We start from the raw sequence: 23714 nt of genomic DNA, 5'->3' as shown, positions 1-23714 counted from the left end.
TGAGGAATGACTTCAGGGATAGAAAACCAGGGCACGGAACCCCGACATGGTGGCGTCGTTGCCCAGGGCAATCGACAGCCGCAGACTGGTGCTCACCGATTCCCTGGCCGGCAGTTCGTCCGGCATGCCAGGCATTTCCTGAGGCAGGAACACCCGGCGGGCGATCACCTGATCGCGCAGGTCAGTGAGGGTCAGCTCCAGCGCGGGCGCTGCCAGAGGGACATCGGCACGGTTCTTCAGAACCAGGTCGAACGCGTAGAAATTGCCCAGCTTGCGCTGCAGGCTGGAGCTGTCGATCACGACATCATCGATGCGCTGCAGGGCAGCCACCGTGCAACCCAAGTGCTCACAGGCCTGCTCAAGCGCCGGGCGCGCAGCGGGCCAACGCGCCGCCACGGCATCTCGCTCGTGCAGGGCCCACTGCCCCACCAGCGTGGTACCGAGCAGGAGCACCAGAACCAGCATCACGGCGCGCACCCCCGCCGATGACCAGAAGGCGCGGCGACGGGCCTGCACCACGAAACCGGGTTCCACCTCAGGGTCCGCCACGGGCTCGGCCTCGGGCATCGGCGCGGGCTCAGTCGCTCTTTGCAACGGCGGTGGACCCGACCGGTCTCCCGTCTGCGCCTGATGCTCGGCCACCGCATCGGCACCGGGGGGCATGGCGGCCTTGGCCAGCAAATTCGCCGACGCCGATGCCAGCGACTCGGCGGGCGACGGCGTCCTGTCTGAAGGCTCCGGGGATTCCGATGGGTCACCAGCGCGCACTTGCCGGGCATAGCGCTGGAGCTCGGCCATGAAATCCGAGTCTTCCCATCCGGACGCCATCGGCTCGTCGTCGGTCGGACTGTCCAGCCCGGGGTCGGGGACCCTGATGTCCGGAGAAGCGGCCACCGCAGGCGCGGCGACCGCCACCGGTGCAGCCGGCGGCGCCGCGGTCACCGTCGCGGGCAGCTCGTCGGTCTTGGTCCTTTCAACAGGGCGTGTTTCTCCCGGCATGGTGGGATCACCGGCCGGTGCCGGCGGGTTGACCGGAGGCCTGGGGGCCTGGCTAGCCACCTCTGCCGAGTCGCCCGACCAAGGCTGCAGGTTCAGGGTGGCGTCAAAGACGTCGGAACAATACCCGCAGCGCACCCACCCGTCCGAAATCTTGAGCTGGTCTGGCACAACCCGAAAGGTCGTGCCACACGCGGGACATCGGGTGGTGTAGGTCATGCGCGAATTATTGCAGGACGCTCGTACCGGTCAGCGGCCGCGAAGGGCCGATCGGCATCACCTCAACGCGAGGCGGTCATCAGGATCCAGCCATCCTCCCGGTCGCTGACCGACAACGAGAGCCATGGGGCATAGGCTTCACGCAGCTCGTCGGCCTGGCGCTCGAGGATGCCGGCCAGCACCAGATGTCCACCCGACCGCACATGGGCACACAACAGCGGTGCCAGCACCTTCAGCGGGGTGGCCAGGATGTTGGCCAGCACCAGGTCGTATTCGCCCTGCGCCGCCTCGGGCAGCCCGGTGTTGAGTTCCACATGATTGGCCACCGCATTCAGTCGCGCGGCTTCCACCGCCGCCGGATCAATGTCGACCGCGTCAATCGAGGTCGCACCAAACTTGGCCGCACCGATGGCCAGAATGCCGGAACCACAGCCATAGTCGAGCACGCGCAGCCCCTGCGCCCCGCGATTGGCCGTCCAGCGCAGGCACATGCGGGTGGTCGGATGGGTACCGGTGCCAAACGCCAGCCCGGGATCGAGCCGGATCACCTGGCGCGCCACCGAAGGCGGCTCGTGCCAGCTCGGCACGATCCAGAACGTGGGCGTGATCTCGACCGGGTCGAACTGGGACTGCGTCAACCGGACCCAGTCCTGATCGGCCACCGGCTGCACACCGATCACCTGACAGCCGCTGAAGAAATCCTGCGCCTGCAACAGAACCGCCGCTTCGCGGGCAGCGGACTCCTCCTGAAACAGTGCAACGACACGCGAACGCTGCCAACCTTCTTTGGGCGGCGGCATGCCAGGCTCGCCAAACAGCGCCTGCTCGGCAGGCGTCAGGGCGTCCGCGTCCTCCACCGAGACGCTCAGCGCATCCAGCGCATCGAGCGCATCGCTCAGGTCTTCGATCGCTGTTTCAGGTGCCAGCAGCACCAGTTCGTGCATGGCCATGATCAGCGCTGGTGCTGGGAGAGCCACTCTTCCAGGTAGTGGATGTTGGTGCCGCCGGTCATGAAGCTCGCATCGACCATCAGTTCGCGGTGCAGCGGGATGTTGGTCTTGATGCCTTCGACCACCGTTTCTGCCAGCGCGGTGCGCATGCGGGCCAGGGCCTGCTCGCGGGTGTCGCCGTGCACGATGATCTTGCCGATCATGCTGTCGTAGTTGGGCGGCACGAAGTAGTTGGTGTAGACATGCGAATCGACCCGCACGCCCGGGCCCCCAGGCGCGTGCCAGGTGGTGATGCGCCCCGGTGACGGCGTGAACTTGTAGGGATCCTCGGCGTTGACGCGGCACTCGATGGCATGACCGCGCAGCTGGATCTGGCGCTGGGTGAACGGCAGCTTTTCGCCAGCGGCCACCGCGATCTGCGTGCGCACGATGTCGATGCCGGTGATCAGTTCGGTCACCGGGTGCTCGACCTGCACGCGCGTGTTCATCTCGATGAAGTAGAACTCGCCGTTCTCGTACAGGAACTCGAAGGTGCCCGCGCCGCGGTAGCCGATCTTCTTGCAGGCGGCGGCACAGCGGTCCCCGATTTTCTCGATCAGCCGACGCGCAATGCCCGGCGCAGGCGCTTCCTCGATCACCTTCTGGTGGCGACGCTGCATCGAGCAGTCACGCTCGCCCAGGTACACCGCGTTGCGGTGGGTGTCGGCCAGCACCTGGATCTCGATGTGCCGCGGGTTCTGGAGAAATTTCTCCATGTACACCTCGGGATTGCCGAAAGCGGCACCGGCTTCTGCCTTGGTCGTCTGCACAGCGTGCAGCAGGGCCGCCTCGGTATGCACCACCCGCATGCCGCGCCCGCCACCGCCGCCAGCGGCCTTGATGATCACCGGATAACCAATGCTCTTGGCAATCCGCTTGATCTGGACGGGATCGTCGGGCAGTGCCCCCTCCGAACCGGGCACGCAAGGCACGCCGGCACGGATCATGGCCTGCTTGGCCGACACCTTGTCGCCCATCAGGCGGATGGACTCGGGGGTCGGGCCGATGAAGGTGAAGCCGCTGCGCTCGACGCGCTCGGCAAAGTCGGCGTTTTCCGAGAGGAAGCCGTACCCGGGGTGAATGGCCTCGGCATCGGTCACCTCGGCGGCGGAAATGATGGCCGGCATGTTGAGGTAGCTCTGGCCCGATGCAGCGGGGCCGATGCAGACCGCCTCATCGGCCAGGCGCACGTACTTGGCATCGCGGTCGGCCTCGGAATAGACCATCACCGCCTTGATGCCCATCTCGCGACACGCACGCTGAATGCGCAGCGCAATCTCGCCGCGGTTGGCGATCAGGATTTTCTTGAACATGGGGCGCGACGCCTTATTCGATGACGAACAGGGGTTGGCCGTATTCGACCGCCTGACCGTTTTCGGCCAGGACCTGGGTGATGGTGCCGGACTTGTCGGCCTCGATCTCGTTGAGGATCTTCATGGCCTCGACGATGCAGATGGTCTCGCCTTCCTTGACCACCTGCCCGACTTCGGCGAAAGGCTTGGCTCCCGGCGAAGACGCACGGTAGAAAGTGCCGACCATGGGCGATTTCACCGTGTGGCCGGTAACCGCTGCGGGCGCCGCCGCAGGCACCGCGGCTTCGGCCGCCGGTGCCGCCACGACCGCCGGCGCTGCCGCCGGAGCGGGCGCCGCCACGTAGGCCACTGGTGCTGCCGCCGCACCGGCCGGCGCGCTCTTGACGATCCGGACCTTGCCCTCTGCTTCGGTGATTTCGAGTTCGGACACGTTCGATTCAGACACCAGGTCGATCAGTGTCTTGAGTTTTCTCAGATCCATGATTTCTCCAACGAATTTCGGGCAACTGGCGGGATCTGAGCGCTTTTTCCGCGAAAACCACACACCCCGCCAGTTTGGGGTGTCGCAGTGTACACGAAGCGGCCTCCGCGGGATGACCGGTCATCGGCGGGCGCTGCCCGCCATCAGCAGGCCTAGTGCACGTGCCGATTCAGCACTTTACCCGCAAATGGGCGCATTTATCGCTGCGATGCGCAGATTGACCATGTCAGGCGAGTTGCGCCCACTGCGCCAGATCCGAAGGACTGACTTTGCCGATCTTGCGGTGAAGAATCTGCCCCGAAGACCCGAAGACCACCGTGAAAGGGAGACCGCCCGCCGTGTTGCCCAGGGACCGGCTGATCTCGGTGCCGGCCAAACCGGCCATGCCCACCGGGAAGTCCAGCGGCAGCCGCTGCAGGAAACTGCGCACCGGCTCCACCCGGTCCACCGCAAGGCCGACCACCCGCCAACCCCGGCCCGCCTGCTCGCGGGAGAAAGCGTTGAGCAGGGGCAGTTCTTCGACACAGGGCGGACACCACGTGGCCCAGAAATTGACCAGCACCGGCTGGCCCTTGAGGCCCGCCATGAGCAGCTCTCCACCTTGCGGCTGCTCAAAACGGCCCGCCCAGAAAGCCGCTTCCGCCCCGGACAGCACGGGCCCCGGACGAAAGCGCCACCAGGCCAGCGCGGCGCCACCCAGGCCGGCGCCGGCCCCGACCAGCGCCATCAGCGCCCGGCGATTCATGAGGATGCCCCTGCTGGCGCGGCCATCCGGGCCCGAAGGGCGGCCGCATCACCCCGGGGTGCCCGCCCCAGGGCATCGGGGCGCAAGGCGCCCCGGTCATCGTCTCGATCGTGGATCATGAGGTGCAACAGAACAGGATGGACCAGGTCAGGGTGGCGGTCACGCACCGTCAGGGCATCCACGGGTTCGCCCCGCCAACCGGTGACCGTGCCGGGATGGTAGTCGACCCGACGGTCCAGCAAGCGCCACTCGGCGGCCTTGGGATCGTCACAGAAGAGCTGAAGATAGATGTCGCTGTGTTCGGTGGCGGTGCCGTGCCACACGGCGCCCCCCACCATGGGCCGGAAATCGGCCACGCGCTCCATCCATTTCAGGGCGACTTCCCGCAAGGCCTGCAAGGCACGCGCCTGCTCTTCGGGACAGAAAATGGCAATGTGCTCGCGCACCGCCTCTTCCAGCGCCAGGTTGTCGGGCAGCGCCACGCGAGCCCCCAGCCCCAGTTGGCGGGCGGCCCGCTGTTTGGCCGGACCGTACTCCAGACCATCTTCCACCACCAACCTTGCGGCCACGGCCAGCAGGTCGGCGGCGGCATCATCTCTGAGGGCTTTCATGTCCGCATTGTGCCTTCGGGCGCGGGAACCTGCACCCGTCATCCCCATTCCCGGACAGACCGCCTGACGCACCTAGAATCCCGGCATGCACATACATATTCTGGGAATCTGCGGCACGTTCATGGGCGGACTGGCGGCCTTGGCCCGGGAGGCCGGCCACAAGGTCACCGGCTGCGATGCCGGTGTCTACCCCCCCATGAGCGACCAGTTGCGGGCACTGGGCATCGACCTGATCGAAGGTTACGGCGCCGACCAGATGGCCCTGCGCCCGGACATGTTCGTGGTTGGCAACGTGGTCAGTCGCGCCCGGCTGCCCGACGGCAGCCCCAAGTTTCCCTTGATGGAGGCGATCCTGGATGCGGGCGCCCCCTACACCAGCGGACCCCAGTGGCTGTCGGAAAACGTGCTGCAAGGACGTCACGTGCTCGCCGTGGCGGGAACGCACGGCAAGACCACCACCACCTCGATGCTGGCGTGGATCCTGGAGGCCGGTGGATTGCAGCCGGGCTTCCTGGTCGGCGGCGTCCCCATGAACTTCGGGGTTTCCGCCCGGCTGGGACAGGGCAAGACCTTTGTGATCGAGGCGGACGAGTACGACACCGCCTTTTTCGACAAGCGCAGCAAGTTTGTCCACTACCGTCCCCGAACGGCCATCCTGAACAACCTGGAGTTCGATCACGCCGACATCTTCGACGACCTGGCGGCGATCGAACGCCAGTTCCACCACCTGCTGCGCACCGTGCCCGCCAGCGGGCGCGTGGTGACCAACGGTCTGGAGGAGAGCCTGGACCGCGTGATCCATCAGGGCCTGTGGAGCGAATTGCGCAGCTTTGGCTCGGCCGTGAGCGACTTTACCGCCAGGGGCGAGCCACACGATTTCGAGGTGCTGCTGCGAGGCACCCCGGTGGGCCGTGTGAGCTGGACGCTGTCGGGCACCCACAACCAGCTCAACGGGCTGGCCGCCATCGCTGCCGCAGAACACGTCGGCATTGCCCCTGCCGACGCCGCCCATGCCCTGGGTCGATTCGAGAATGTGCGTCGCCGCCTCGAAACGCGGGGACAGGTCCGGCTGGCTGGTCAGGGCTCACCCGTCACGGTCTACGACGACTTTGCCCACCATCCCACGGCCATTCGCACCACGCTGGACGGCCTGCGCCGACGCCTGGCGGCGGCTGGCGACGACGGCCGCATCCTGGCGGTCTTCGAGCCACGCAGCAACACGATGAAACTGGGGACCATGAAGTCCCAGTTGCCCTGGAGCCTGGAGCAGGCCGATCTGGCCTTCTGCCATGCCGGGGGACTGGATTGGGATGCCACCGAGGCGTTGGCGCCCATGGGTTCACGGGCCGTGGTGGCTCGCGACATCGACACCCTGGTGGCCAGCGTGCGCACAGCCGCACGCCCGGGCGACCACGTGGTCTGCATGAGCAACGGTGGCTTCGGCGGCATCCATGGCCGCCTGCTGCAGGCCCTGGCTCAGTAACCGATGGTCATGGTCGGCACGTCGACCGTGATCGACGGCTTGCCCAGTGCCGCACTCGCCGCGCGAACGAAGGCCATCGCCCAGGGACGGTGGGATTCATCGCTGAACCGCTCCTGGCCAGCGGCCTGCGCCACCGCGATCACCTTGTCGGCGGTCAGCACCTTGCCGGTCAGGCGGATGGGGTCACAACCGAAGAAATTGAACTGGTCATCCAGCCAGGCCCGTGCCTGATCGTGAGGCATGGGCTGGACTTCCTCCAGATCAAAACGGAAGGTGGACGCTCCACCCCAGGTCACGGTCACTTGGCTGCGCATCGGCTTCTCTCTTTCATTCTGAATCCGGGCGATGAGGCCCTGCTCCATTGTGCCTTGGCTCGCCGCCGGCGACGCGCAGTGGCGAATGCGACGCCTCCCGCAGGATGCTCGACGGCGCCATCAGGTCGGACTGACTGGCCTCCCGGGCGATCGCCTCGCGATCGCGATCGGCGGCGCCCATGCACAGGGACAGCACGCTCTGCCGCATGGTGGGCTGGGCACGGCGTGCGCTGTCCGCGTCGGTGGTGAGTCCGGCGCCGTAATACAGCGCCGCCAACCGGCTGGCCAGCACAGGCTCCTCCAGACCCGTTCGGGCCCGCAGGTCCTCAAAAGTCCCTGGCTGCGTGGACAGCTCCTGCATGATCAGCAAATGGGCCGGATCGAACCAGCGCGGCGGCAGGTGAGGCACGCGACGCAGGTAGATGGTGCTCGCCCGGTAGCGCGCGGGCAGGATGTCGCGCCCGGTGCGGGCGGCGTAGGTCCACATCACCTGGTGCAGTTTGAGCTTGAGGAAGGCGGACGGGATGTCGTTGGCCAAAGCCGGCCTTCTCACCCATTGCGCCGCCCCCAGGTCCACGGGACGAGCGGGGATCAGCAGGCCGCACTGCCAGCGCGGAAAATCGATCACGGCCAGCAGTCGCCCTTCGTGCATGAGGTGCACCACGTCGCCCTGGTACTCGGCCCACTTGGCCACCAGTTGCTCACCCAGCGCGAACTGGGAACGCAGGGGCCTGAGCCAGGCCTCGAAGCGCTGCAGCCGTTGTCGCAGGCTGGACTCGTCGCCGGCATCAAAGGATTCCGCCGACGCAAAGCCCTTGGGCAGCGGCATGGCAAACGCCAATGGCCGGTCCACCTCCGCACGGTGCAGCGTCAGGCGCACGTGACTGCCCCGAGGGTGCTCGACGTGCAGCGCATCCCGATCGACGACCTCGACCGCTTCACCATCAAGCAACCAAGCATCGGCCAGATGGGGGTCGCCCAGCCGCCAGCTGGGCCAGCCGACCGCATCGCGCTCTGTCCATCCACGCAGCCGCTCGAAGGCGCTGTCTGAAAAGCCCAGCAAACCCAGGCGAAGAACGGGGTGTTCCAAATTTGCTCCCGGCAGCCGGACCCGTCAGCGCGTCGCTGGATGGCAGCCGGAGCGGGAGCATATCAAGGGCAGCGGTTACCCACAACGCACACCCGAGTGACATTCGTCACACCCGGGACCGGCCGTGCCAGCCGGTCGAATCCACCGACTCAACGGCGGCGCGCACGGGCGCTGGCCACCGCCGCCGACAGCACATCCAGCGACTCCAGCGAGTCCCCCCAGCCCAGGCAGGCGTCGGTGATGCTCTTGCCGTACTCCAGCTTGCGGACATCGTCCTTGCCCGGGGTGAACTTCTGGGCACCGGCCTCGATGTGGCTCTCGATCATGACCCCGAAGATGCTGCGGGAGCCACCCTCGACCTGCGCGGCGATGTCCTTGGCCACCACCAGCTGGCGTTCATGTTGCTTGCTGCTGTTGGCGTGGCTGCAGTCGACCATCAGGCGCGCCGGCAGCTTGGCCGCCTCCAGTTCCTTGACAGCGGCGGCGACACTTTCCGCATCGTAGTTGGGCGCCTTGCCGCCGCGCAGAATGACATGGCAATCCTTGTTGCCGTTGGTCTGCACGATGGCCACCTGCCCGTTCTTGTGAACCGACAGGAAATGGTGACCTCGCGCGGCCGCCTGGATGGCGTCGATCGCGATCTTGAGGTTGCCATCGGTGCCGTTCTTGAAACCGATGGGTGCCGACAGACCCGAAGCCAGCTCGCGGTGGACCTGACTTTCGGTCGTGCGGGCACCGATGGCGCCCCAGCTGATCAGGTCACCGATGTACTGCGGCGAGATCACGTCCAGGAACTCGCTGCCGGCCGGCAGTCCCAGCCGGTTGATCTCGATGAGCAACTGGCGCGCGATGCGCAGACCTTCGTCGATGCGGTAGCTTTCGTCCAGGTAAGGGTCGTTGATCAGCCCCTTCCAGCCTACCGTGGTGCGCGGCTTCTCGAAGTAGACCCGCATGACGATCTCGAGTGTGTCGGCGTACTTCTCGCGCAGCGGCTGCAGGCGCCGGGCGTAGTCCAGGGCCGCAGCCGGGTCGTGGATCGAGCAGGGGCCGATGACGACCAGCAGACGGTCATCCTGGCCGTGCAGGATGTCATGGATGCGCTTGCGGGTCTGCTTGATCAGGGCCTCGACCGGTGTGCCGGCGATGGGGAAGAAGCGGATGAGGTGTTCGGGCGGCGGAAGCACGGTGATGTCCTTGATGCGCTGGTCGTCGGTCTGGCTGGTCTTGTCAACAGGCCGGGCATACCAGGCATCGGTGGCGTTGGTCGTCTTCGCGGTCATCGGGAGCTCCTCGCTTCGGGTTGGGATCGGGTAAAAAAAAACCGCCGGGCTGGGGGCCCGGCGGTTCCTTGAGGGTTCGGTCTGCTTTGCGCGCTTACACCGCTGCCTCTCGTCCGCCGGGGACTGAGAACCAAAAGTAAAAGCCAAAAAAGGTGGCGTGGCGCGTTTGCATAAGACTTGAATGTAGCACAGCAGACATGACGCGTGTCTTACAGCATCAGGATCAGGCGGTACCGCCCACGGTCAGGCCATCGATGCGCAAGGTGGGCTGCCCCACCCCGACCGGCACGCTCTGGCCCTCCTTGCCGCAAGTACCCACGCCGCTGTCGAGCCGCATGTCGTTGCCGATCATGCTGACCCGGGTCAGCGCATCGGGGCCGTTGCCGATGATGGTGGCGCCCTTGACCGGGTACTGGATCTGGCCGTTCTCGACCCAGAAGGCCTGGCTGGCCGAGAACACGAACTTGCCGCTGGTGATGTCCACCTGTCCACCGCCGAAGTTGGTGGCATACAGGCCTTTCCTGATGCTGGCCACGATCTCGTCGGGCGACTTGTCGCCACCGAGCATGTAGGTGTTGGTCATGCGCGGCATGGGCACATGGGCGTAACTTTCGCGGCGACCGTTGCCAGTCGGCTTGACACCCATCAGGCGCGCATTCATCGCGTCCTGGATGTAACCGCGCAGGATGCCGTCCTCAATGAGCACATTCTTCTGGCTGGGCTGCCCTTCATCGTCCACATTGAGCGAACCACGGCGGTCGGCAATGGTGCCGTCATCAAGCACGGTGACGCCCTTGGCCGCCACCCGCTGGCCGATGCGGCCCGAGAAAGCGCTCGACCCCTTGCGGTTGAAGTCACCCTCCAGCCCGTGGCCCACCGCCTCATGCAACAGGACACCCGGCCAGCCCGGCCCCAGGACCACCGTCATTTCGCCCGCCGGCGCCGGACGCGCCTCCAGGTTGGTCAGCGCCGCGGCGACCGCTTCATCCACATACGACTGCACCATGGCCTCATCGAAATAGGCCAGGCCGAACCGGCCACCGCCGCCCGAGGAGCCGATCTCGCGGCGGCCATTCTGCTCGGCGATCACGGTCACCGACAGGCGGATCAGCGGGCGGACATCGGCCGCCAGGGTGCCGTCGGCACGGGCCACCAGCACCACGTCGTGTTCGGCCGCCAGCCCGGCCATGACCTGCACAACGCGCGGATCCTTGGCCTTGGCCAGCTTTTCGACTTTTTCCAGGAGCGCGACCTTGGCCGTGCTGTCCAGCGTGCCGATCGGATCCACCCCCGGGTACAGGGAACGGGATTTCGCCACCTTGGCAGCCCTCGCCCGCACGCGACGGCTCTGCCCCTGACCGGAGATCGCCCGCACGGTGCGCGCAGCGTCCAGCAGAGAGTCCCAGGACAGGTCGTCGGAATAGGCAAAGGCGGTCTTTTCGCCGCTGACCGCCCTCACGCCGACCCCCTGGTCGATGCTGAAGCTGCCGGTCTTGACGATGCCCTCCTCCAGGCTCCAGCCTTCACTGCGGGTGGTCTGGAAGTACAGGTCGGCATCGTCGGCGCCGTGCGACATGATCTCGCCCAGGGCGCGCTGGAGATGATCGGTGGTCAGGCCAAAGGGCTGGAGCAGGACGCTCTCGGCAGTGGCCAGACGGGCCAGGGTGGGTTCGCGGGCAATCATGACCGGATTGTAGGGACAGCGGCCGCTTTGTGCTGGCCGGCCGCCCCCGTCCGGGGATGGGATCAGGGTCTTCAGGACTGCATCAGCCGCTTGGCCTTGGCGATCGACAGAAGCATGCCGAGCCCGATGCCCATGGTCACCATGGCCGTACCACCGTAGCTCACAAACGGCAGTGGCACCCCCACCACCGGCAGGATGCCGCTGACCATGCCCATGTTCACAAAGGCGTAGACGAAGATGTTGAGGGTCAGCGCGCCGGCCAGCAGGCGGGTGAACAGGGTGGGCGCCTCCACCGCAATGGCCAGCCCCCGGAAGATCAGGAACAGGAAGGCCAGGATCAGGCCGATCACGCCGGCCAGGCCGAACTCCTCGGAGAACGCGGCATAGATGAAGTCGGTCGTGCGCTCCGGAATGAACTCCAGGTGGGTCTGGGTGCCCTGCATGAAGCCCTTGCCCCACACGCCGCCGGAGCCGATGGCGATCATGCCCTGGATGATGTGGAAGCCCTTGCCCAGCGGGTCCTTGAACGGGTCCAGCAGCGTGCAGACGCGCTGGCGCTGGTACTCGTGCAACACCTGCCAGTCCACCCCGGGCGCACACCACTCGGGCTCCATGACGATGAGCACCGCGATGCCGACCACCCCCAGAACGACCGGGGGAATGATGAGCTTCCAGCTCAGGCCAGCAAAGAAAATGACGAAGAGGCCGGAGGCCACCACCAGCAAGGTGGTCCCCAGATCTGGCTGCTTGAGGATGAGGGCCGCCGGAATGGCCAGGATGAGCCCGGCCACCAGGAAGTCGGTGGCGGTGAGCTGCCCCTCGCGGCGCTGGAACCACCAGGCCAGCATCAGCGGCATGGCGATCTTCATGATTTCACTGGGCTGGATCACCACCCCCACGTTGAGCCAGCGCTGGGCGCCCTTTTTGGCGATACCGAAGAACTCCACACCCAGCAGGAGCACCACCCCCACCACGTAAATGGGCACGGCCAGCATCATCAGCCGCTGCGGAGGCACCTGCGAGACGATGAACAGCACCCCGGCCGCCAGCAGCATGTTGCGGGCGTGGTTGGCAAACCGGGTGCCGTGATCGAACCCGACCGAATACATGGTGATCAGACCGATGGCTGCCAGCAGGACAATGGCCAGCACCAGCAGCACGTCGAACCCCTGGAACACGGGTTTGATGCGCTGCAGCAGGTTGGGTCTGTCGATCACGGCGGCCATCCGCAGATTATCCTCTGTGCATGAGCAACACCCATCTGCTTTACCTCCACGGATTCCGGTCGTCCCCGCAGTCGGTCAAGGCACGTTTGGTCGCCGAACGGGTGAAGACCCGGCACCCCGCCGTGACCTGGTGGTGCCCGCAACTTCCGCGATCGCCCGCGGCGGCCATGGACATGGTGATCAACGGCTTGAGCGACTGGCCCACCGATCGGATGGTGGTGATGGGCTCCTCGCTGGGCGGCTTCTATGCCCGCTGGCTGTCGCTTCGCCTGGGCTGCGCGACTGTTCTGCTCAACCCCGCCGTGTATCCGGCTCGCGACCTGGCCAGGTACATCGGTGAACAGACCGCCTGGCACGATCCGGCCGAGCGCTTTTTCTTCGAACCGTCCTTCGTGGACGAACTGCAGGCACTGGAAGAGGACATCCGCCAGCGGTCGGATCGACCCGCTCCCCGACAAATGGCGGTCATCGCGCAAGGGGATGAGGTGCTGGACTGGCGCGAGATGCAGGCTTTCTGCTCATCGGGCGATATCCGCCTGCTGCCGGGCAGTGACCATGCGATCAGCGACTTTCCCGAGCACATGGATGCGGTGTTCGGATTCCTCGACCTGGCGGAGTGACACCGCCCGCATGGGACAATCCGGCCCATGCATATCCTGTTCGACGAAGCCGGCAAACTGATGACCGGTCGCCTCATGTCCGAAGCCGAGAGCTCCCTTCAGGTGGAGCTCGAATCGGGCAAGCGGGTGAAGGTCAAGCTGGCCAACACCCTGCTGCGCTTTGACAAGCCCGCCCCCGCCGCGCTCATGCCCGCCGCCACCGCCCTGGCCGAGTCGATGGAGTTGGAGCTTGCCTACGAATTCGCCCCCGACGAGGAGTTCGGCTTTGCCGATCTGGCCCGAGACTACTTCAGCGACAACGCCAGCACCGAGCAGCAGGTGGCCGCGCTGATCTGCCTGCAGGGCGCGCCGCATTACTTCCGCCGCAGCGGCAAGGGCCGCTACCGCAAGGCGCCACCCGAGATCGTCGCGCAAGCCCTGGCGGCCATCGAGAAGAAGAAGCAGATCCAGGCACAGATCGATGCCTGGGCGGCCGACCTCCAGGCAGGACAGTGCCCGGATGCTGTGCGCCAGCAGCTCTACCGCATCCTGTTCCGTCCCGACAAGAATGCCCCCGAGTACAAGGCGGTGGTCGAGGCCGCACGCCAGAGCCACACCGCGCCGCTGGCGCTGCTGCAGAAGGCGGGTGCCATCACGAGTGCGTACCAGTTTCACTGGCAGCGTTTCCTGTTTGACCAGTTTCCGCGCGGCACCGGCTTTCCGGCGGTCGAGGCACCGGCCGTTGCCGACGAGCTTCCGCTGGCCACGGTGCAGGCCTTTTCGATCGACGACTCGCACACGACCGAAATCGACGACGCCCTGTCGCTGCAGGGTCTGGGCAGTGGCACGGTGACGCTGGGCATCCATATCGCCGCGCCGGGTCTGGCCATTGCGCCCGACAGCCCGCTCGATGAACTGGCCCGCGCGCGCCTGTCGACGGTCTACATGCCGGGTCACAAGATCACCATGCTGCCCGATGCAGTGGTCCAGGCCTACACGCTGGAAGCGGGGCGCGACTGTCCGGCCGTTTCCCTGTACGTGAACATTGACGAGGCGTCGCTGCAGATCAAGGACAGCCGCACCGCCCTTGAGCGGGTGCCGATTGCCCACAACCTGCGCCATGACCAGCTCGACAGCGTCATCACCGAAGGCTGGCTGACCGGCGAAACGCCGGTGGACACAGCCAGTGCCGAGGTCGCGGCCCTGCAGCCGCAGCTGGCCTTCATCTTCCGTCTGGCCAGGCACCTGAAGGCGCAGCGTGAAGTCGTGCGCGGCAAACCCGAGACCTTCACCCGCCCGGACTACACCTTCAAGCTCGAGGGCGTGACGGGCCGAGAGCCGGACGGCAGCGAGACGGTGGTCATCGGCACCCGCTCTCGTGGCGCACCGTTGGACCTGATGGTGGCCGAGGCCATGATTCTGGCCAACAGCACCTGGGGCCTGTGGCTGGCCGACACGGGCGTGCCGGGCATCTACCGCAGCCAGGCCAGCCTGGCCCCCGGCATCAAGGTGCGCATGGGCAGCAAGGCGCTGCCGCACGCCGGCATCGGCGTCAAGGCCTATGCCTGGAGCACCTCGCCCTTGCGCCGCTATGTGGATCTGGTCAACCAATGGCAGATCATCGCCTGTGCACGACACGGCCGGACCGCCGCACTGGCGGCCCCCTTCAAGCCCAAGGACGCGGGCATCCTGTCGGTCATCAGCGCCTTCGATGCCGCCTACACCGCCTACAACAGCTTCCAGAACGGCATGGAACGGTTCTGGACGCTGCGCCATGTGCAGCAGGCGGGCATCACCGAACTGACGGCTACGCTGATCAAGGACAACCTGGTGCGCGCCGACACCCTGCCGCTGGTCATGCCAGTCATGGGGGCCGACGGTCTGCCGCGCGGTGCCCACGTTCGGGTGCGACTGGGTGCGATCGACGAGATCACGCTCGAAGTATCCGGCACGGTGATCGAGCGGCTGGACTTGCCCGTGACCCCGCAGGACGAGGCCCCGGCAGAGGGCGAGGACGAGGAGGACCTGGGCAGTCCGCTGCACCTGGCCATCGACATCGCGGAGGAGGATGGCACGCCAGCCGACTCTCCAGAGGCGACAGGCGGTGCCACCAAGCAGGGATAATCGCCGCGTGAAATCGTTCATGGCCCTTCTTGGCCGGCTGTCGACCCTGCAGATCGCCCTGGGCGTCTCGCTGGTCTTCCACGCCGCCCTGCTGACGATCCGGTTTGTGAACCCGGAGGGCTTCAACCGCGTGTTCCAGGACACCCCGCTGGAGGTGATTCTGGTCAACGCCCGCAGCGACGAGAAGCCGGACAAGGCGGCCGCCATCGCCCAGGCTTCCCTGGCCGGCGGTGGAGAGGCCAGCGACAACCGGCGCGCGACCTCCCCCCTGCCCCCGACCACCTTGGCGAGACTGGGCGAGGCGCTGGAAGACGAAGAACAGCGCATCGAGACCCTCAAACAGCGGCAGAACCTGCTGCTGGCCCAGGTGCGGCGCCAGCTGGCCAACCTGTCGGCCCCCGACCCGGCCGCCGACGACCAGTCCCAGTCGGCGGCGGAGCGCGAGCGCAAGCGCCAGGCGCGGATCAAGATCCTGGCCGAGATCGAGAAGCGGATCAACGAAGAAAACGCCCGGCCCCGCAAACGCTACATCAGCCCCGCCACCCGGGAAGAGGTCTACGCGGTCTACTACGACGAGCTTCGGCGCAAAATCGAGGACCGAGGCACCACCAATTTCCCCGAAGCGGGTGGTCGCAAGCTCTACGGCGACCTGACCATGGTCATCACCGTGAATCACACCGGTGCGGTCATCGACACCGAGGTCGTCCAGTCATCCGGCACCCCGGTGCTGGACCGCCGAGCCGAGGCGATCGTGCGCAGCCTGTCCTTCTCCCGTTTCAACGAAGCCATGCGCCGCCGTGCCGACCAGATCGTCGTGGTCTCCCGCTTCCGCTTCACACGGGATGCCACGCTGCAGACACAGCTGAGCGCCCAATAGCGACAGACGGCATGATCAGGTCACTCTGGCACTGGCTGCTGTGGGTTCTTCTGGCCGGCGTCTGCCTGCAGCTGTTCTTTCTGGGCCGCATCGCATTGATGGCCGTGGTGGACCCGCAAAGCACGGCCTTCATGCGATCCGAGGCCTGGCGCATCGCGCAAGCCTCAGTGACCGATCGGAAGGACTGGCGCTGGTCAGCCCGCTGGATCGACTACGACAGCATCAATCCGACCCTCAAGCGCGCCGTCATGGCCTCCGAGGATTCCGGGTTTGCCGATCACGGCGGTGTCGACTGGGACGCCATCGAATCGGCCTGGAAGAAGAACGAGCGGCGCCAGGCCCAGGCCGAGAAACGCGCCCAGGCCCTGGCCAAGCGTCAGGGGACCCAGGCCGAGGCAAGGCCTTCGGCCGTCAAGCCACCCAAGATCCTGGGAGGGTCGACCATCACCCAGCAGCTGGCGAAGAACCTGCTGCTGTCGGGGGAGCGGACCCTGCTGCGCAAGGGCCAGGAACTGGTGCTCACCCTCATGCTGGAAGCGCTGCTGGACAAGCGCCGCATTCTGGAGATCTATCTCAACAGTGTGGAGTGGGGCGAAGGCATTTTCGGCGCCGAGGCGGCCGCCCAGCGTTACTTCGGCAAGTCGGCGTCCCGGCTGGCGCCCCACGAGGCGGCGCGCCTGGCCGTGATGCTGCCCTCCCCGAAGTACTTTGAAGCGCGCCAGGGGTCTTCCTACCTGGCCCAGCGCACCAACCTCATCGTGGCCCGGATGGGCGCGGTGCAGGCGCCGTGACATGGACTGGCGGGCACGTCTGACCGGATGGCTCCTGCTGGGTCTGGTGCGCCTGCTCACGGGTGCCCAAGCCCGGTGGCACGGCTGTCCTCCCAAAGCCGAGCAGCGCATCTATTTCGCCAACCACCAGAGCCATGCGGACCTGGTGCTGATCTGGGCCGCCCTGCCACAGGAGTTGCGCAGCATCACCCGGCCGATCGCCGCGCGTGACTACTGGACGACATCGCGACTCAAGCGCTGGATCACGTCGGCGGTGTTCAACGCCGTCTATGTGGATCGTGAACGCAAGGGTGACGAGGACCCGCTGCAGCCGCTGATCGATGCCCTGGCCAGCGGTGACTCGCTGATCCTGTTTCCCGAGGGTACACGGGGCTTCGCCGAGGACCCTCAACCGTTCAAGTCGGGCTTGTACAACCTGGCCCGCCGCTTTCCCGACGTGGTCCTCGTTCCAGCGTGGATCCACAACGTGCAGCGCGTGATGCCCAAAGGGGAGGTGGTGCCCGTCCCGGTGCTCTGTTCGGTGACCTTCGGCGAGCCTGTCCGGCTGGAAGACGGCGAGGAGCGCAGCGAATTCCTGGTGCGGGTACGCCAGGCGGTCATGGCATTGAGGGACGTCTGATGCGCCAGTTCCTGCGCAATCTCAACCCCTACGAGCAGGTGGGCCTGCTGTTCGTGCTGCTGTTCGGCCTGCTGGCGCTGGCGTCCCTAGGCGGTCTGCTAATGTCTCTGCGTGAGCGGCGCCAGGGGGAGACCGACCCCGGCGCCAGTTCGCGCTTGCAAGGCTATCACCAGGTGCTGCGCAACTCCTGGCTCATGGCACTGGTGTTCTGGATCGGCTGGGCCGCGGGTCCTGGTGTCGCCAACCTGTTGTTCGGTCTGGTCTCCTTCTTCATCCTGCGCGAGTTCATCAGTCTGTCTCCCACGCGCCGGGGCGACCACCGCAGCCTTTTGCTGGTCTTCTTTGCCGTGCTGCCCCTGCAGTACGTCCTGGTGTGGCAGCACCGACTCGACCTGTTGACGGTCTTCATCCCGGTCTATGCGTTTCTGGCCCTGCCGGTGGCCAGTGCGCTGGGCAACGATCCCGAGCGCTTCCTGGAGCGAAACGCCAAGCTTCAATGGGGCGTGATGGTTTGCGTCTACGGCATGAGTCATGTGCCGGCGCTCATGCTGCTGGAATTTCCGGGCTTTGTCGGCAAGTCGGCCTTTCTGGTGTTCTACCTGGTGGTGGTGGTGCAAACCTGCATGCTGGTGCAACACCTCGTCAACCGGCGGCTGTCAAAGCCGGTGGCGCCACAGATCAGCCTGGCCTTTCACTGGAAAGGACTGGGGGCGGGGCTTCTGGCCGGGGGACTCACCGGTGTGCTCCTCACGGGGATCACGCCGTTCAATCCGGGGCGAGGACTGGGGATGGCGCTCATTGCCTGCGCGGCCGGGTCGCTGGGGCATCTGGTGATGAAGGGGATCAAACGGGACCGGGGGGTGACCCACTGGGGACTGGGCGGGCGGGCGGTCACCGGCGCCAGTGGCCTACTCGACCGCGTGGATGCCCTGTGCTTCGCCGCCCCGGTGTTTTTCCATTCGGTCCGATGGACCTTCGACCTCTGAGCGGAGACAGGCATGCGCATCCTGGGCATCGATCCCGGACTCCAGTGCACCGGCTTCGGCGTCATCGACACCGAAGGTGCGTCCATGCACTATGTGGCCAGCGGCACCATCCAGACCAGCCCCAAGGACGGGGCCCTGCTGCCCGAGCGACTGAAGGTGCTGTTCGACGGCATTGGCGAGGTCGCACGCCGGTACCAGCCTGAGGTGTCGGTGTGCGAAATCGTCTTCGTCAACGTCAACCCGCAGGCCACGCTGCTGCTGGGTCAGGCGCGTGGATGCTGCCTGACCGCGCTGGTGGCCCAGGGGTTGCCCGTGGCCGAGTACACCGCGCTGCAGCTCAAGAAGGCCGTGGCCGGACACGGCCGGGCGACCAAACCGCAGATCCAGGAGATGGTGCGCCGGCTGCTGCAGTTGCCCGGACTGCCTGGCAAGGATGCCGCCGATGCGCTGGGCTTGGCGATCACCCACGCCCAGGTCAGCCGCACCACGACCGCCATCAACCGCGTGACCTCCTTGCAGGCCCGCACCCATGCCGCGTACAAGGGCGGGCGGCACTACTGAACGAAGGCGGGGGGATCAGACGATGCGTTCGAGCACCAGCACCCCGAAGAACCCCAGTGCCGCCAGCACGGTCCATTTCAGGATGACCAGGCCCCACTGGCGGTAGCGCGCCTGCCCGGTGCCGATGTAGAAGGCAAAGCAGGCACCTGCCGCCAGCAGCAGGAAGAAGATGGTCCAGCGAAACAGGAGCATGACGGCGGCGTGACCTTACCAGGCAGGCGCAAGCTGGGCGAACCCCTGGGGCGCATCCCGGTCACGATCGAAGCTGACGATCTCCCAGGCATCAGGCTGGGCCATGAGGGCCCGCAGGAGCTGGTTGTTCATGGCGTGGCCGCTGCGGAAAGCGCTGTACGCGGCCAGCAGGGGTTTGCCCACGATGTAGAGATCGCCAATGGCGTCCAGGATCTTGTGCTTGACGAATTCATCCTGATAGCGCAGCCCTTCGGCGTTGAGCACCTTCACATCGTCCATCACGATCGCGTTGTCCAGGCCACCGCCGAGCGCCAGCCCATGTGAACGCATCATCTCGACATCCCGGGTGAAACCGAAGGTCCGGGCGCGGGCGATCTCTCGCGCGTAGCGGCCGCTGCCCATGTCGAAAAATACCCGCTGGCCCGTCGAATTGACGGCCGGATGATCGAACTCGATTTCGAAACTCAGGGTGTAACCGTGAAAAGGTTCCAGCCGTGCCCACTTCAGGCTCTTGCCCTCGCCATCGCGCACCTCCACCGGCTTCTTCACACGGATGAAGCGCTTGGGCGCGTTCTGCATCACGATGCCAGCGCTCTGCAGCAGGTACACGAAAGAGGCCGATGACCCATCCAGAATGGGTACTTCTTCGGCGGTGATGTCGATGTAGAGGTTGTCCAGGCCCAGACCGGCACAGGCGCTCATCAGGTGCTCGATCGTGTGCACCTTGACTCCGCCGTTGGAAATCGTGGAGGCCAGACGGGTGTCCGACACGGCGTCGGCATTGACGGGAATGTCTACCGGCTCTGGCAGGTCCACCCGGCGGAACACGATGCCGGTGTCCGGCGCAGCCGGGCGAAGCGTCAACTCCACCCGCTGACCGCTGTGCAGACCGACCCCGACCGCCTTGGTCAGGGATTTGAGGGTACGTTGGGCAAGCATCCCTGTATTTTATTTTTTGTGACCATTTCTTGCTGGCATAAATAACTATGCCGCCGATTGTGGCTCGCCAAGGCCAGCGCCCCCGGACGGCGCACTGCGGGACCGGCCATGCCGGGCCGCAGGCGGCGCGGGAGGGGGGACCCCGTCAATCGGCTTGCTTGCGCAGGAAGGCCGGGATCTCGAAGTCGTCCATCCCGCCCGAGGCCAGGGCGTCGACCTTGGCGGCCGCCTGGGTGCGGTTGGTGCGCCAGACACTGGGCACGGCCATGCTGTCGTAGTTGGGCTGCGCCGAACCCACGGAAGTCTGGCCACCCACGGCCTGGTTGACCGTCGGGACGTTGAAGGGGACGTTGTCGGTGCCGGTGCGCAGCACCTGCAGCGGCGGCGCGGTGCGGCGTGCGGCCCCCTGGCGCGAGAGGCCGGTGGCCACGACGGTGACGCGCATTTCGTCGCCCAGGCTGTCGTCGTAGGCAGCGCCGTAGATGACATGGGCGTCGGGTGCGGCGTAGGCCTTGATCGCGTTCATGGCCTCCTTCGACTCCTTGAGCTTGAGGCTGCCCTTGGACGCCGTCACCAGCACCAGCACACCCTTGGCGCCGGACAGGTCCACGCCTTCCAGCAGCGGGCAGGCCACGGCCTGCTCGGCGGCGATGCGGGCGCGGTCCGGGCCGCTGGCGGTGGCCGTGCCCATCATGGCCTTGCCAGGCTCTCCCATCACGGTGCGGACGTCCTCGAAGTCGACGTTGACGTTGCCGTACTCGTTGATGATCTCGGCGATACCGCCAACGGCGTTCTTGAGCACGTCATTGGCGTGCGCAAAGGCCTCGTCCTGGGTGATGTCGTCACCCAGCACCTCCAGCAGCTTTTCGTTGAGCACCACGATCAGCGAGTCGACGTTGGCTTCCAGCTCAGCCAGGCCGCTGTCGGCGTTCTGCATGCGACGGCCGCCCTCCCAGTCGAAGGGTTTGGTGACCACGCCGACGGTCAGAATGCCCATCTCCTTGGCCACCCGGGCAATCACGGGAGCCGCGCCGGTGCCGGTCCCGCCACCCATGCCGGCGGTGATGAACAGCATGTGGGCACCCTGGATCGCTTCACGGATGTTGTTCTCGGCGGCCTCGGCAGCTTCGCGGGCTTTTTCGGGTTTGCTGCCGGCGCCCAGACCGGTGTTGCCGAGCTGGATCGTCCGATGGGCCGAACTGCGCTGCAGCGCCTGGGCATCGGTGTTGGCGCAGATGAACTCCACGCCCTGCACGCTGCGCGCGATCATGTGCTCGACAGCGTTGCCGCCGCCGCCACCGACACCGATCACCTTGATCTGGGTGCCCATGTTGAATTCTTCGACTTCGATCATTTCGATGCTCATGCTGACCTCCTGTGGTTTGCCCGCCTCGTGCTCGTGGGCGCTGCTGATTTGAAAACGGTTGTTGCTTGTGTTCTTTGACTGCCGGTTCGGCGTGGTTCAGTCGGGGTGAGCGAACCAGGTCCGACATCGGACGCAGGGTGGCCGAGGGGGTGGCCAGCAGGCGGCGGGTTCGGGGCGTGTGTTCATCAAAAAGTCCCCACGAACCAGTTCTTCATGCGCTCAAGCACCCCCTGCATCGGTCCAGCCTTCTGGGCCACCTTGTGACCCCGGACACGGGCGAGCCGAGCCTCTTCCAGCAGGCCCATGACGGTGGAGGCCCTGGGCTGGGCCACCATGTCGGACAGCGCGCTGGTGTAGTGCGGGATGCCGCGGCGAACCGGCTTGAGGAAGATGTCCTCGCCCAGCTCGACCATGCCCGGCATCATGGCGCTGCCGCCCGTGAGCACGATGCCCGACGACAGCACCTCTTCGTGTCCCGATTCGCGGATCACCTGCTGCACCAGCGAGAAGATTTCCTCGACGCGGGGTTCAATCACGCCCGACAGCGCCTGGCGGCTGAGCATCCGGGGGCCACGGTCGCCCAGGCCCGGCACCTCGACCTGCTGATCCGGGTCGGCCAGCAGCTGCTTGGCGCAACCGCTCTCGACCTTGATGTCTTCGGCGTCCTTGGTGGGGGTTCGCAGCGCCATCGCGATGTCGCTGGTGATCAGGTCGCCGGCGATCGGGATCACGGCCGTGTGCCGGATGGCGCCACCGGAGAAGATGGCCACATCCGTGGTGCCGGCACCGATGTCCACCAGCGCCACACCCAGTTCCTTCTCGTCATCGGTCAGGATGGCCTGACTCGATGCCAGGGGATTGAGCATCAGCTGGTCGACCTCGAGACCGCAGCGGCGCACGCACTTGATGATGTTCTCGGCGGCGCTCTGCGCGCCAGTGACGATGTGTACCTTGGCCTCGAGGCGGATACCGCTCATGCCGATTGGCTCCTTGACCTCCTGTCCGTCGATCACGAACTCCTGCGGCTCCACCAGCAACAGGCGCTGGTCGGTCGAGATGTTGATGGCCTTGGCGGTTTCGATCACGCGCGCCACGTCGGCGGGGGTCACTTCGCGGTCCTTGATGGCCACCATGCCGCTGCTGTTGATGCCGCGGATGTGGCTGCCGGTGATGCCCGTGTAGACGCGGGCAATCCGGCAGTCGGCCATCAGTTCGGCCTCCTTGAGCGCCTGCTGGATGCTCTGGACGGTGGCATCGATGTTGACGACCACGCCGCGCTTGAGGCCATGGCTGGAAGAAACGCCCAGGCCGGCGAGCTTGAGCTCGCCATTGCCTTGCACTTCCGCCACCACCACCATGATCTTGGCGGTGCCGATGTCCAGGCCGACAACCAGATCTTTGTATTCCTTGGCCATGTTCGTGTTTTCTCTAGCGTTTGCTGGGTGTTTTCTTGGGTTGCTCGCCGTCTTCAAGCGTGGTCACGCCGCGCATGCGCAAGGCATATCCGTTGGGATAGCGCAGGTCCACCGACTCGATGGCGCCCGGGTAGCGCTGGGTCAGCTGCGACAGCGTGGTCGTGTAACGGCGCACCCGGGTCATGATCTCGTCCACCGTGCCGCGGCCAAGCTCGAGGCGGGCGCCACTGTCCAGCTCGGTGCGCCAGCTGCCGCGCTCGTCCAGCTCCAGGCGCGCCACATCCATCTCCAGCCGGGCGAATTCGGTCTTGAGCTGCTGATAGGCCTCCCAGACCAACACCGCCTGCTCCTTGGGGCCCGCGAGCTCCGGCAGGCCTTCGCCATCGTCCGGCGTGGCTTCGAAGACCTCGCCCAGGCGACTGAGCAGGTGGCCGGAGCCCGCCTCCCCCCACCACGCGACCGCTTCGTGCTCCGTCAGGGTCACACGCAGCCGGTTGGGAAACTCGCGCTGCACCACCGCCTGCCGCACCCAGGGTGCGGACTCGAACAGCTGACGAACGCGCTGGAGATCCACCGCCAGGAAGCCGGGCGCCAGGGCCGTTCGCAGCTGCGAGGCCAGCTGGGCGCGCAGGGTCACCGCACTCTGGTGCGACAGGTCGCCATCGACCGTGATGCCTTGCACCGACCACACCGGATGCCGCGACAGCCAGGTGCCGACCGCGCCCAGGCACAGGACGGCCGCCAGCACAGCCAGCGCATGCGTAGCCGCGCTCATCAGGCGGATATCCAGGGGCAGGTCGGCGGCATCGGTCAA

The 23714-nt window shown here is 66.2% G+C and carries 24 protein-coding genes; 8 read left to right on the top strand and 16 right to left on the bottom strand.

Translation table 11 applies throughout. From position 1 onward, the window contains the following. Positions 1-12: 12 nt before the first annotated feature. The 6 genes from ACFQNJ_RS03155 to ACFQNJ_RS03130 form a co-directional block, all read right to left on the bottom strand. Complete coding sequence (locus ACFQNJ_RS03155; protein ID WP_382253760.1) at positions 13-1215, bottom strand: zinc-ribbon and DUF3426 domain-containing protein; 1203 nt, start codon at positions 1213-1215, stop codon at positions 13-15. A gap of 62 nt (positions 1216-1277) precedes the next feature. Continuing rightward, entirely contained in the window at positions 1278-2159 is an 882-nt protein-coding gene (prmA, locus tag ACFQNJ_RS03150) for a 50S ribosomal protein L11 methyltransferase (protein ID WP_382254592.1), read from the bottom strand. An 8-nt stretch (positions 2160-2167) separates the two neighbouring features. Then, a complete protein-coding gene (gene accC, locus ACFQNJ_RS03145; protein ID WP_374641887.1) occupies positions 2168-3517 on the bottom strand; it encodes an acetyl-CoA carboxylase biotin carboxylase subunit in 1350 nt (449 codons plus the stop codon). Between the two features lie 13 nt (positions 3518-3530). Next, on the bottom strand, positions 3531-3998 hold the full coding sequence (gene accB, locus ACFQNJ_RS03140) for an acetyl-CoA carboxylase biotin carboxyl carrier protein (protein WP_374641885.1): 468 nt from the start codon (positions 3996-3998) through the stop codon (positions 3531-3533). Positions 3999-4224: 226 nt separating this feature from the next. Next, positions 4225-4743: a TlpA family protein disulfide reductase gene (locus tag ACFQNJ_RS03135; RefSeq protein ID WP_382253759.1), complete on the bottom strand. Its 519-nt coding sequence runs from the start codon at positions 4741-4743 to the stop codon at positions 4225-4227. Continuing rightward, on the bottom strand, positions 4740-5354 hold the full coding sequence (locus ACFQNJ_RS03130) for a hypothetical protein (protein WP_382253758.1): 615 nt from the start codon (positions 5352-5354) through the stop codon (positions 4740-4742). Before ACFQNJ_RS03130 ends, ACFQNJ_RS03135 begins: the two co-directional genes overlap by 4 nt. An 85-nt stretch (positions 5355-5439) precedes the next feature. Between ACFQNJ_RS03130 and mpl the strand changes: the two genes are divergently transcribed. After that, positions 5440-6837: a UDP-N-acetylmuramate:L-alanyl-gamma-D-glutamyl-meso-diaminopimelate ligase gene (gene mpl / locus ACFQNJ_RS03125; RefSeq protein WP_382253757.1), complete on the top strand. Its 1398-nt coding sequence runs from the start codon at positions 5440-5442 to the stop codon at positions 6835-6837. Here the strand turns inward: mpl and ACFQNJ_RS03120 are convergent. From ACFQNJ_RS03120 to rodA, 5 genes are all read right to left on the bottom strand, one after another. Next, positions 6831-7151 carry a hypothetical protein gene (locus ACFQNJ_RS03120; RefSeq protein WP_374641877.1) on the bottom strand — a complete coding sequence of 107 codons (321 nt, stop codon included), beginning with the start codon at positions 7149-7151 and terminating at the stop codon, positions 6831-6833. The genes mpl and ACFQNJ_RS03120 overlap by 7 nt on opposite strands. A gap of 13 nt (positions 7152-7164) precedes the next feature. Beyond that, on the bottom strand, positions 7165-8241 hold the full coding sequence (locus ACFQNJ_RS03115) for a hypothetical protein (protein WP_374641875.1): 1077 nt from the start codon (positions 8239-8241) through the stop codon (positions 7165-7167). Between the two features lie 149 nt (positions 8242-8390). Further along, positions 8391-9521 (bottom strand): 3-deoxy-7-phosphoheptulonate synthase, encoded by a 1131-nt coding sequence (locus ACFQNJ_RS03110; protein ID WP_374641873.1) that lies wholly within the window; start codon positions 9519-9521, stop codon positions 8391-8393. A gap of 223 nt (positions 9522-9744) precedes the next feature. After that, positions 9745-11205, bottom strand: a complete 1461-nt coding sequence (gene tldD, locus ACFQNJ_RS03105; protein ID WP_382253754.1) for a metalloprotease TldD — start codon at positions 11203-11205, stop codon at positions 9745-9747. 71 nt (positions 11206-11276) lie between these two features. Then, positions 11277-12431 carry a rod shape-determining protein RodA gene (gene rodA, locus ACFQNJ_RS03100; RefSeq protein ID WP_382253752.1) on the bottom strand — a complete coding sequence of 385 codons (1155 nt, stop codon included), beginning with the start codon at positions 12429-12431 and terminating at the stop codon, positions 11277-11279. A 20-nt stretch (positions 12432-12451) separates the two neighbouring features. Between rodA and ACFQNJ_RS03095 the strand changes: the two genes are divergently transcribed. The 7 genes from ACFQNJ_RS03095 to ruvC are packed head-to-tail and all read left to right on the top strand — an operon-like array spanning position 12452 to position 18988. Then, a complete protein-coding gene (locus ACFQNJ_RS03095; protein ID WP_382253751.1) occupies positions 12452-13051 on the top strand; it encodes a YqiA/YcfP family alpha/beta fold hydrolase in 600 nt (199 codons plus the stop codon). 27 nt (positions 13052-13078) lie between these two features. Further along, a complete protein-coding gene (locus ACFQNJ_RS03090; protein ID WP_382253750.1) occupies positions 13079-15154 on the top strand; it encodes a ribonuclease catalytic domain-containing protein in 2076 nt (691 codons plus the stop codon). Positions 15155-15173: 19 nt separating this feature from the next. Further along, positions 15174-16031 carry an energy transducer TonB gene (locus ACFQNJ_RS03085; RefSeq protein WP_382254589.1) on the top strand — a complete coding sequence of 286 codons (858 nt, stop codon included), beginning with the start codon at positions 15174-15176 and terminating at the stop codon, positions 16029-16031. Between the two features lie 14 nt (positions 16032-16045). Next, positions 16046-16822: a transglycosylase domain-containing protein gene (locus tag ACFQNJ_RS03080; protein ID WP_374641942.1), complete on the top strand. Its 777-nt coding sequence runs from the start codon at positions 16046-16048 to the stop codon at positions 16820-16822. A gap of 1 nt (position 16823) precedes the next feature. Next, a complete protein-coding gene (locus ACFQNJ_RS03075) occupies positions 16824-17441 on the top strand; it encodes a lysophospholipid acyltransferase family protein (RefSeq protein WP_382253748.1) in 618 nt (205 codons plus the stop codon). After that, positions 17441-18427 (top strand): phosphatidate cytidylyltransferase, encoded by a 987-nt coding sequence (locus ACFQNJ_RS03070; protein WP_382253746.1) that lies wholly within the window; start codon positions 17441-17443, stop codon positions 18425-18427. The genes ACFQNJ_RS03075 and ACFQNJ_RS03070 overlap by 1 nt, the downstream gene beginning before the upstream one ends. Positions 18428-18439: 12 nt before the next feature. Beyond that, positions 18440-18988, top strand: coding sequence for a crossover junction endodeoxyribonuclease RuvC (gene ruvC / locus ACFQNJ_RS03065; protein WP_382253745.1), 549 nt, complete (start codon positions 18440-18442; stop codon positions 18986-18988). A gap of 15 nt (positions 18989-19003) precedes the next feature. On the opposite strand, the gene ACFQNJ_RS03060 is transcribed toward ruvC, so the two are convergent. The 5 genes from ACFQNJ_RS03060 to ACFQNJ_RS03040 all read right to left on the bottom strand — a co-directional run bounded on the left by ACFQNJ_RS03060 (position 19004) and on the right by ACFQNJ_RS03040 (position 23714). Then, positions 19004-19180, bottom strand: coding sequence for a hypothetical protein (locus ACFQNJ_RS03060; protein ID WP_374641858.1), 177 nt, complete (start codon positions 19178-19180; stop codon positions 19004-19006). Positions 19181-19195: 15 nt separating this feature from the next. Further along, positions 19196-20119, bottom strand: a complete 924-nt coding sequence (gene lpxC, locus ACFQNJ_RS03055) for a UDP-3-O-acyl-N-acetylglucosamine deacetylase (RefSeq protein ID WP_382253744.1) — start codon at positions 20117-20119, stop codon at positions 19196-19198. A gap of 145 nt (positions 20120-20264) precedes the next feature. Beyond that, positions 20265-21485 carry a cell division protein FtsZ gene (gene ftsZ, locus ACFQNJ_RS03050; protein ID WP_382253742.1) on the bottom strand — a complete coding sequence of 407 codons (1221 nt, stop codon included), beginning with the start codon at positions 21483-21485 and terminating at the stop codon, positions 20265-20267. A 185-nt stretch (positions 21486-21670) separates the two neighbouring features. Then, positions 21671-22900 carry a cell division protein FtsA gene (ftsA, locus tag ACFQNJ_RS03045; protein WP_374640990.1) on the bottom strand — a complete coding sequence of 410 codons (1230 nt, stop codon included), beginning with the start codon at positions 22898-22900 and terminating at the stop codon, positions 21671-21673. Between the two features lie 13 nt (positions 22901-22913). Then, a complete protein-coding gene (locus tag ACFQNJ_RS03040) occupies positions 22914-23714 on the bottom strand; it encodes a cell division protein FtsQ/DivIB (RefSeq protein WP_374640989.1) in 801 nt (266 codons plus the stop codon).

Source organism: Hydrogenophaga bisanensis, assembly GCF_042665135.1.
Lineage (GTDB): Bacteria > Pseudomonadota > Gammaproteobacteria > Burkholderiales > Burkholderiaceae_C > Hydrogenophaga > Hydrogenophaga bisanensis.
The sequence above is the reverse complement of the archived record's forward strand: the minus strand, read 5'-3'. Positions and strand labels throughout refer to the sequence as shown.

Excerpts from the sequence above, each read along its gene's own strand:
- ACFQNJ_RS03155 (WP_382253760.1), bottom strand. The coding sequence starts at position 1,215 with ATGACCTACACCACCCGATGTCCCGCGTGTGGCACGACCTTTCGGGTT.
- prmA (WP_382254592.1), bottom strand. The coding sequence starts at position 2,159 with ATGCACGAACTGGTGCTGCTGGCACCTGAAACAGCGATCGAAGACCTG.
- accC (WP_374641887.1), bottom strand. The coding sequence starts at position 3,517 with ATGTTCAAGAAAATCCTGATCGCCAACCGCGGCGAGATTGCGCTGCGC.
- accB (WP_374641885.1), bottom strand. The coding sequence starts at position 3,998 with ATGGATCTGAGAAAACTCAAGACACTGATCGACCTGGTGTCTGAATCG.
- ACFQNJ_RS03135 (WP_382253759.1), bottom strand. The coding sequence starts at position 4,743 with ATGAATCGCCGGGCGCTGATGGCGCTGGTCGGGGCCGGCGCCGGCCTG.
- ACFQNJ_RS03130 (WP_382253758.1), bottom strand. The coding sequence starts at position 5,354 with ATGAAAGCCCTCAGAGATGATGCCGCCGCCGACCTGCTGGCCGTGGCC.
- mpl (WP_382253757.1), top strand. The coding sequence starts at position 5,440 with ATGCACATACATATTCTGGGAATCTGCGGCACGTTCATGGGCGGACTG.
- ACFQNJ_RS03120 (WP_374641877.1), bottom strand. The coding sequence starts at position 7,151 with ATGCGCAGCCAAGTGACCGTGACCTGGGGTGGAGCGTCCACCTTCCGT.
- ACFQNJ_RS03110 (WP_374641873.1), bottom strand. The coding sequence starts at position 9,521 with ATGACCGCGAAGACGACCAACGCCACCGATGCCTGGTATGCCCGGCCT.
- tldD (WP_382253754.1), bottom strand. The coding sequence starts at position 11,205 with ATGATTGCCCGCGAACCCACCCTGGCCCGTCTGGCCACTGCCGAGAGC.
- rodA (WP_382253752.1), bottom strand. The coding sequence starts at position 12,431 with ATGGCCGCCGTGATCGACAGACCCAACCTGCTGCAGCGCATCAAACCC.
- ACFQNJ_RS03095 (WP_382253751.1), top strand. The coding sequence starts at position 12,452 with ATGAGCAACACCCATCTGCTTTACCTCCACGGATTCCGGTCGTCCCCG.
- ACFQNJ_RS03090 (WP_382253750.1), top strand. The coding sequence starts at position 13,079 with ATGCATATCCTGTTCGACGAAGCCGGCAAACTGATGACCGGTCGCCTC.
- ACFQNJ_RS03085 (WP_382254589.1), top strand. The coding sequence starts at position 15,174 with ATGGCCCTTCTTGGCCGGCTGTCGACCCTGCAGATCGCCCTGGGCGTC.
- ACFQNJ_RS03075 (WP_382253748.1), top strand. The coding sequence starts at position 16,824 with ATGGACTGGCGGGCACGTCTGACCGGATGGCTCCTGCTGGGTCTGGTG.
- ACFQNJ_RS03070 (WP_382253746.1), top strand. The coding sequence starts at position 17,441 with ATGCGCCAGTTCCTGCGCAATCTCAACCCCTACGAGCAGGTGGGCCTG.
- ruvC (WP_382253745.1), top strand. The coding sequence starts at position 18,440 with ATGCGCATCCTGGGCATCGATCCCGGACTCCAGTGCACCGGCTTCGGC.
- ACFQNJ_RS03060 (WP_374641858.1), bottom strand. The coding sequence starts at position 19,180 with ATGCTCCTGTTTCGCTGGACCATCTTCTTCCTGCTGCTGGCGGCAGGT.
- lpxC (WP_382253744.1), bottom strand. The coding sequence starts at position 20,119 with ATGCTTGCCCAACGTACCCTCAAATCCCTGACCAAGGCGGTCGGGGTC.
- ftsZ (WP_382253742.1), bottom strand. The coding sequence starts at position 21,485 with ATGAGCATCGAAATGATCGAAGTCGAAGAATTCAACATGGGCACCCAG.
- ftsA (WP_374640990.1), bottom strand. The coding sequence starts at position 22,900 with ATGGCCAAGGAATACAAAGATCTGGTTGTCGGCCTGGACATCGGCACC.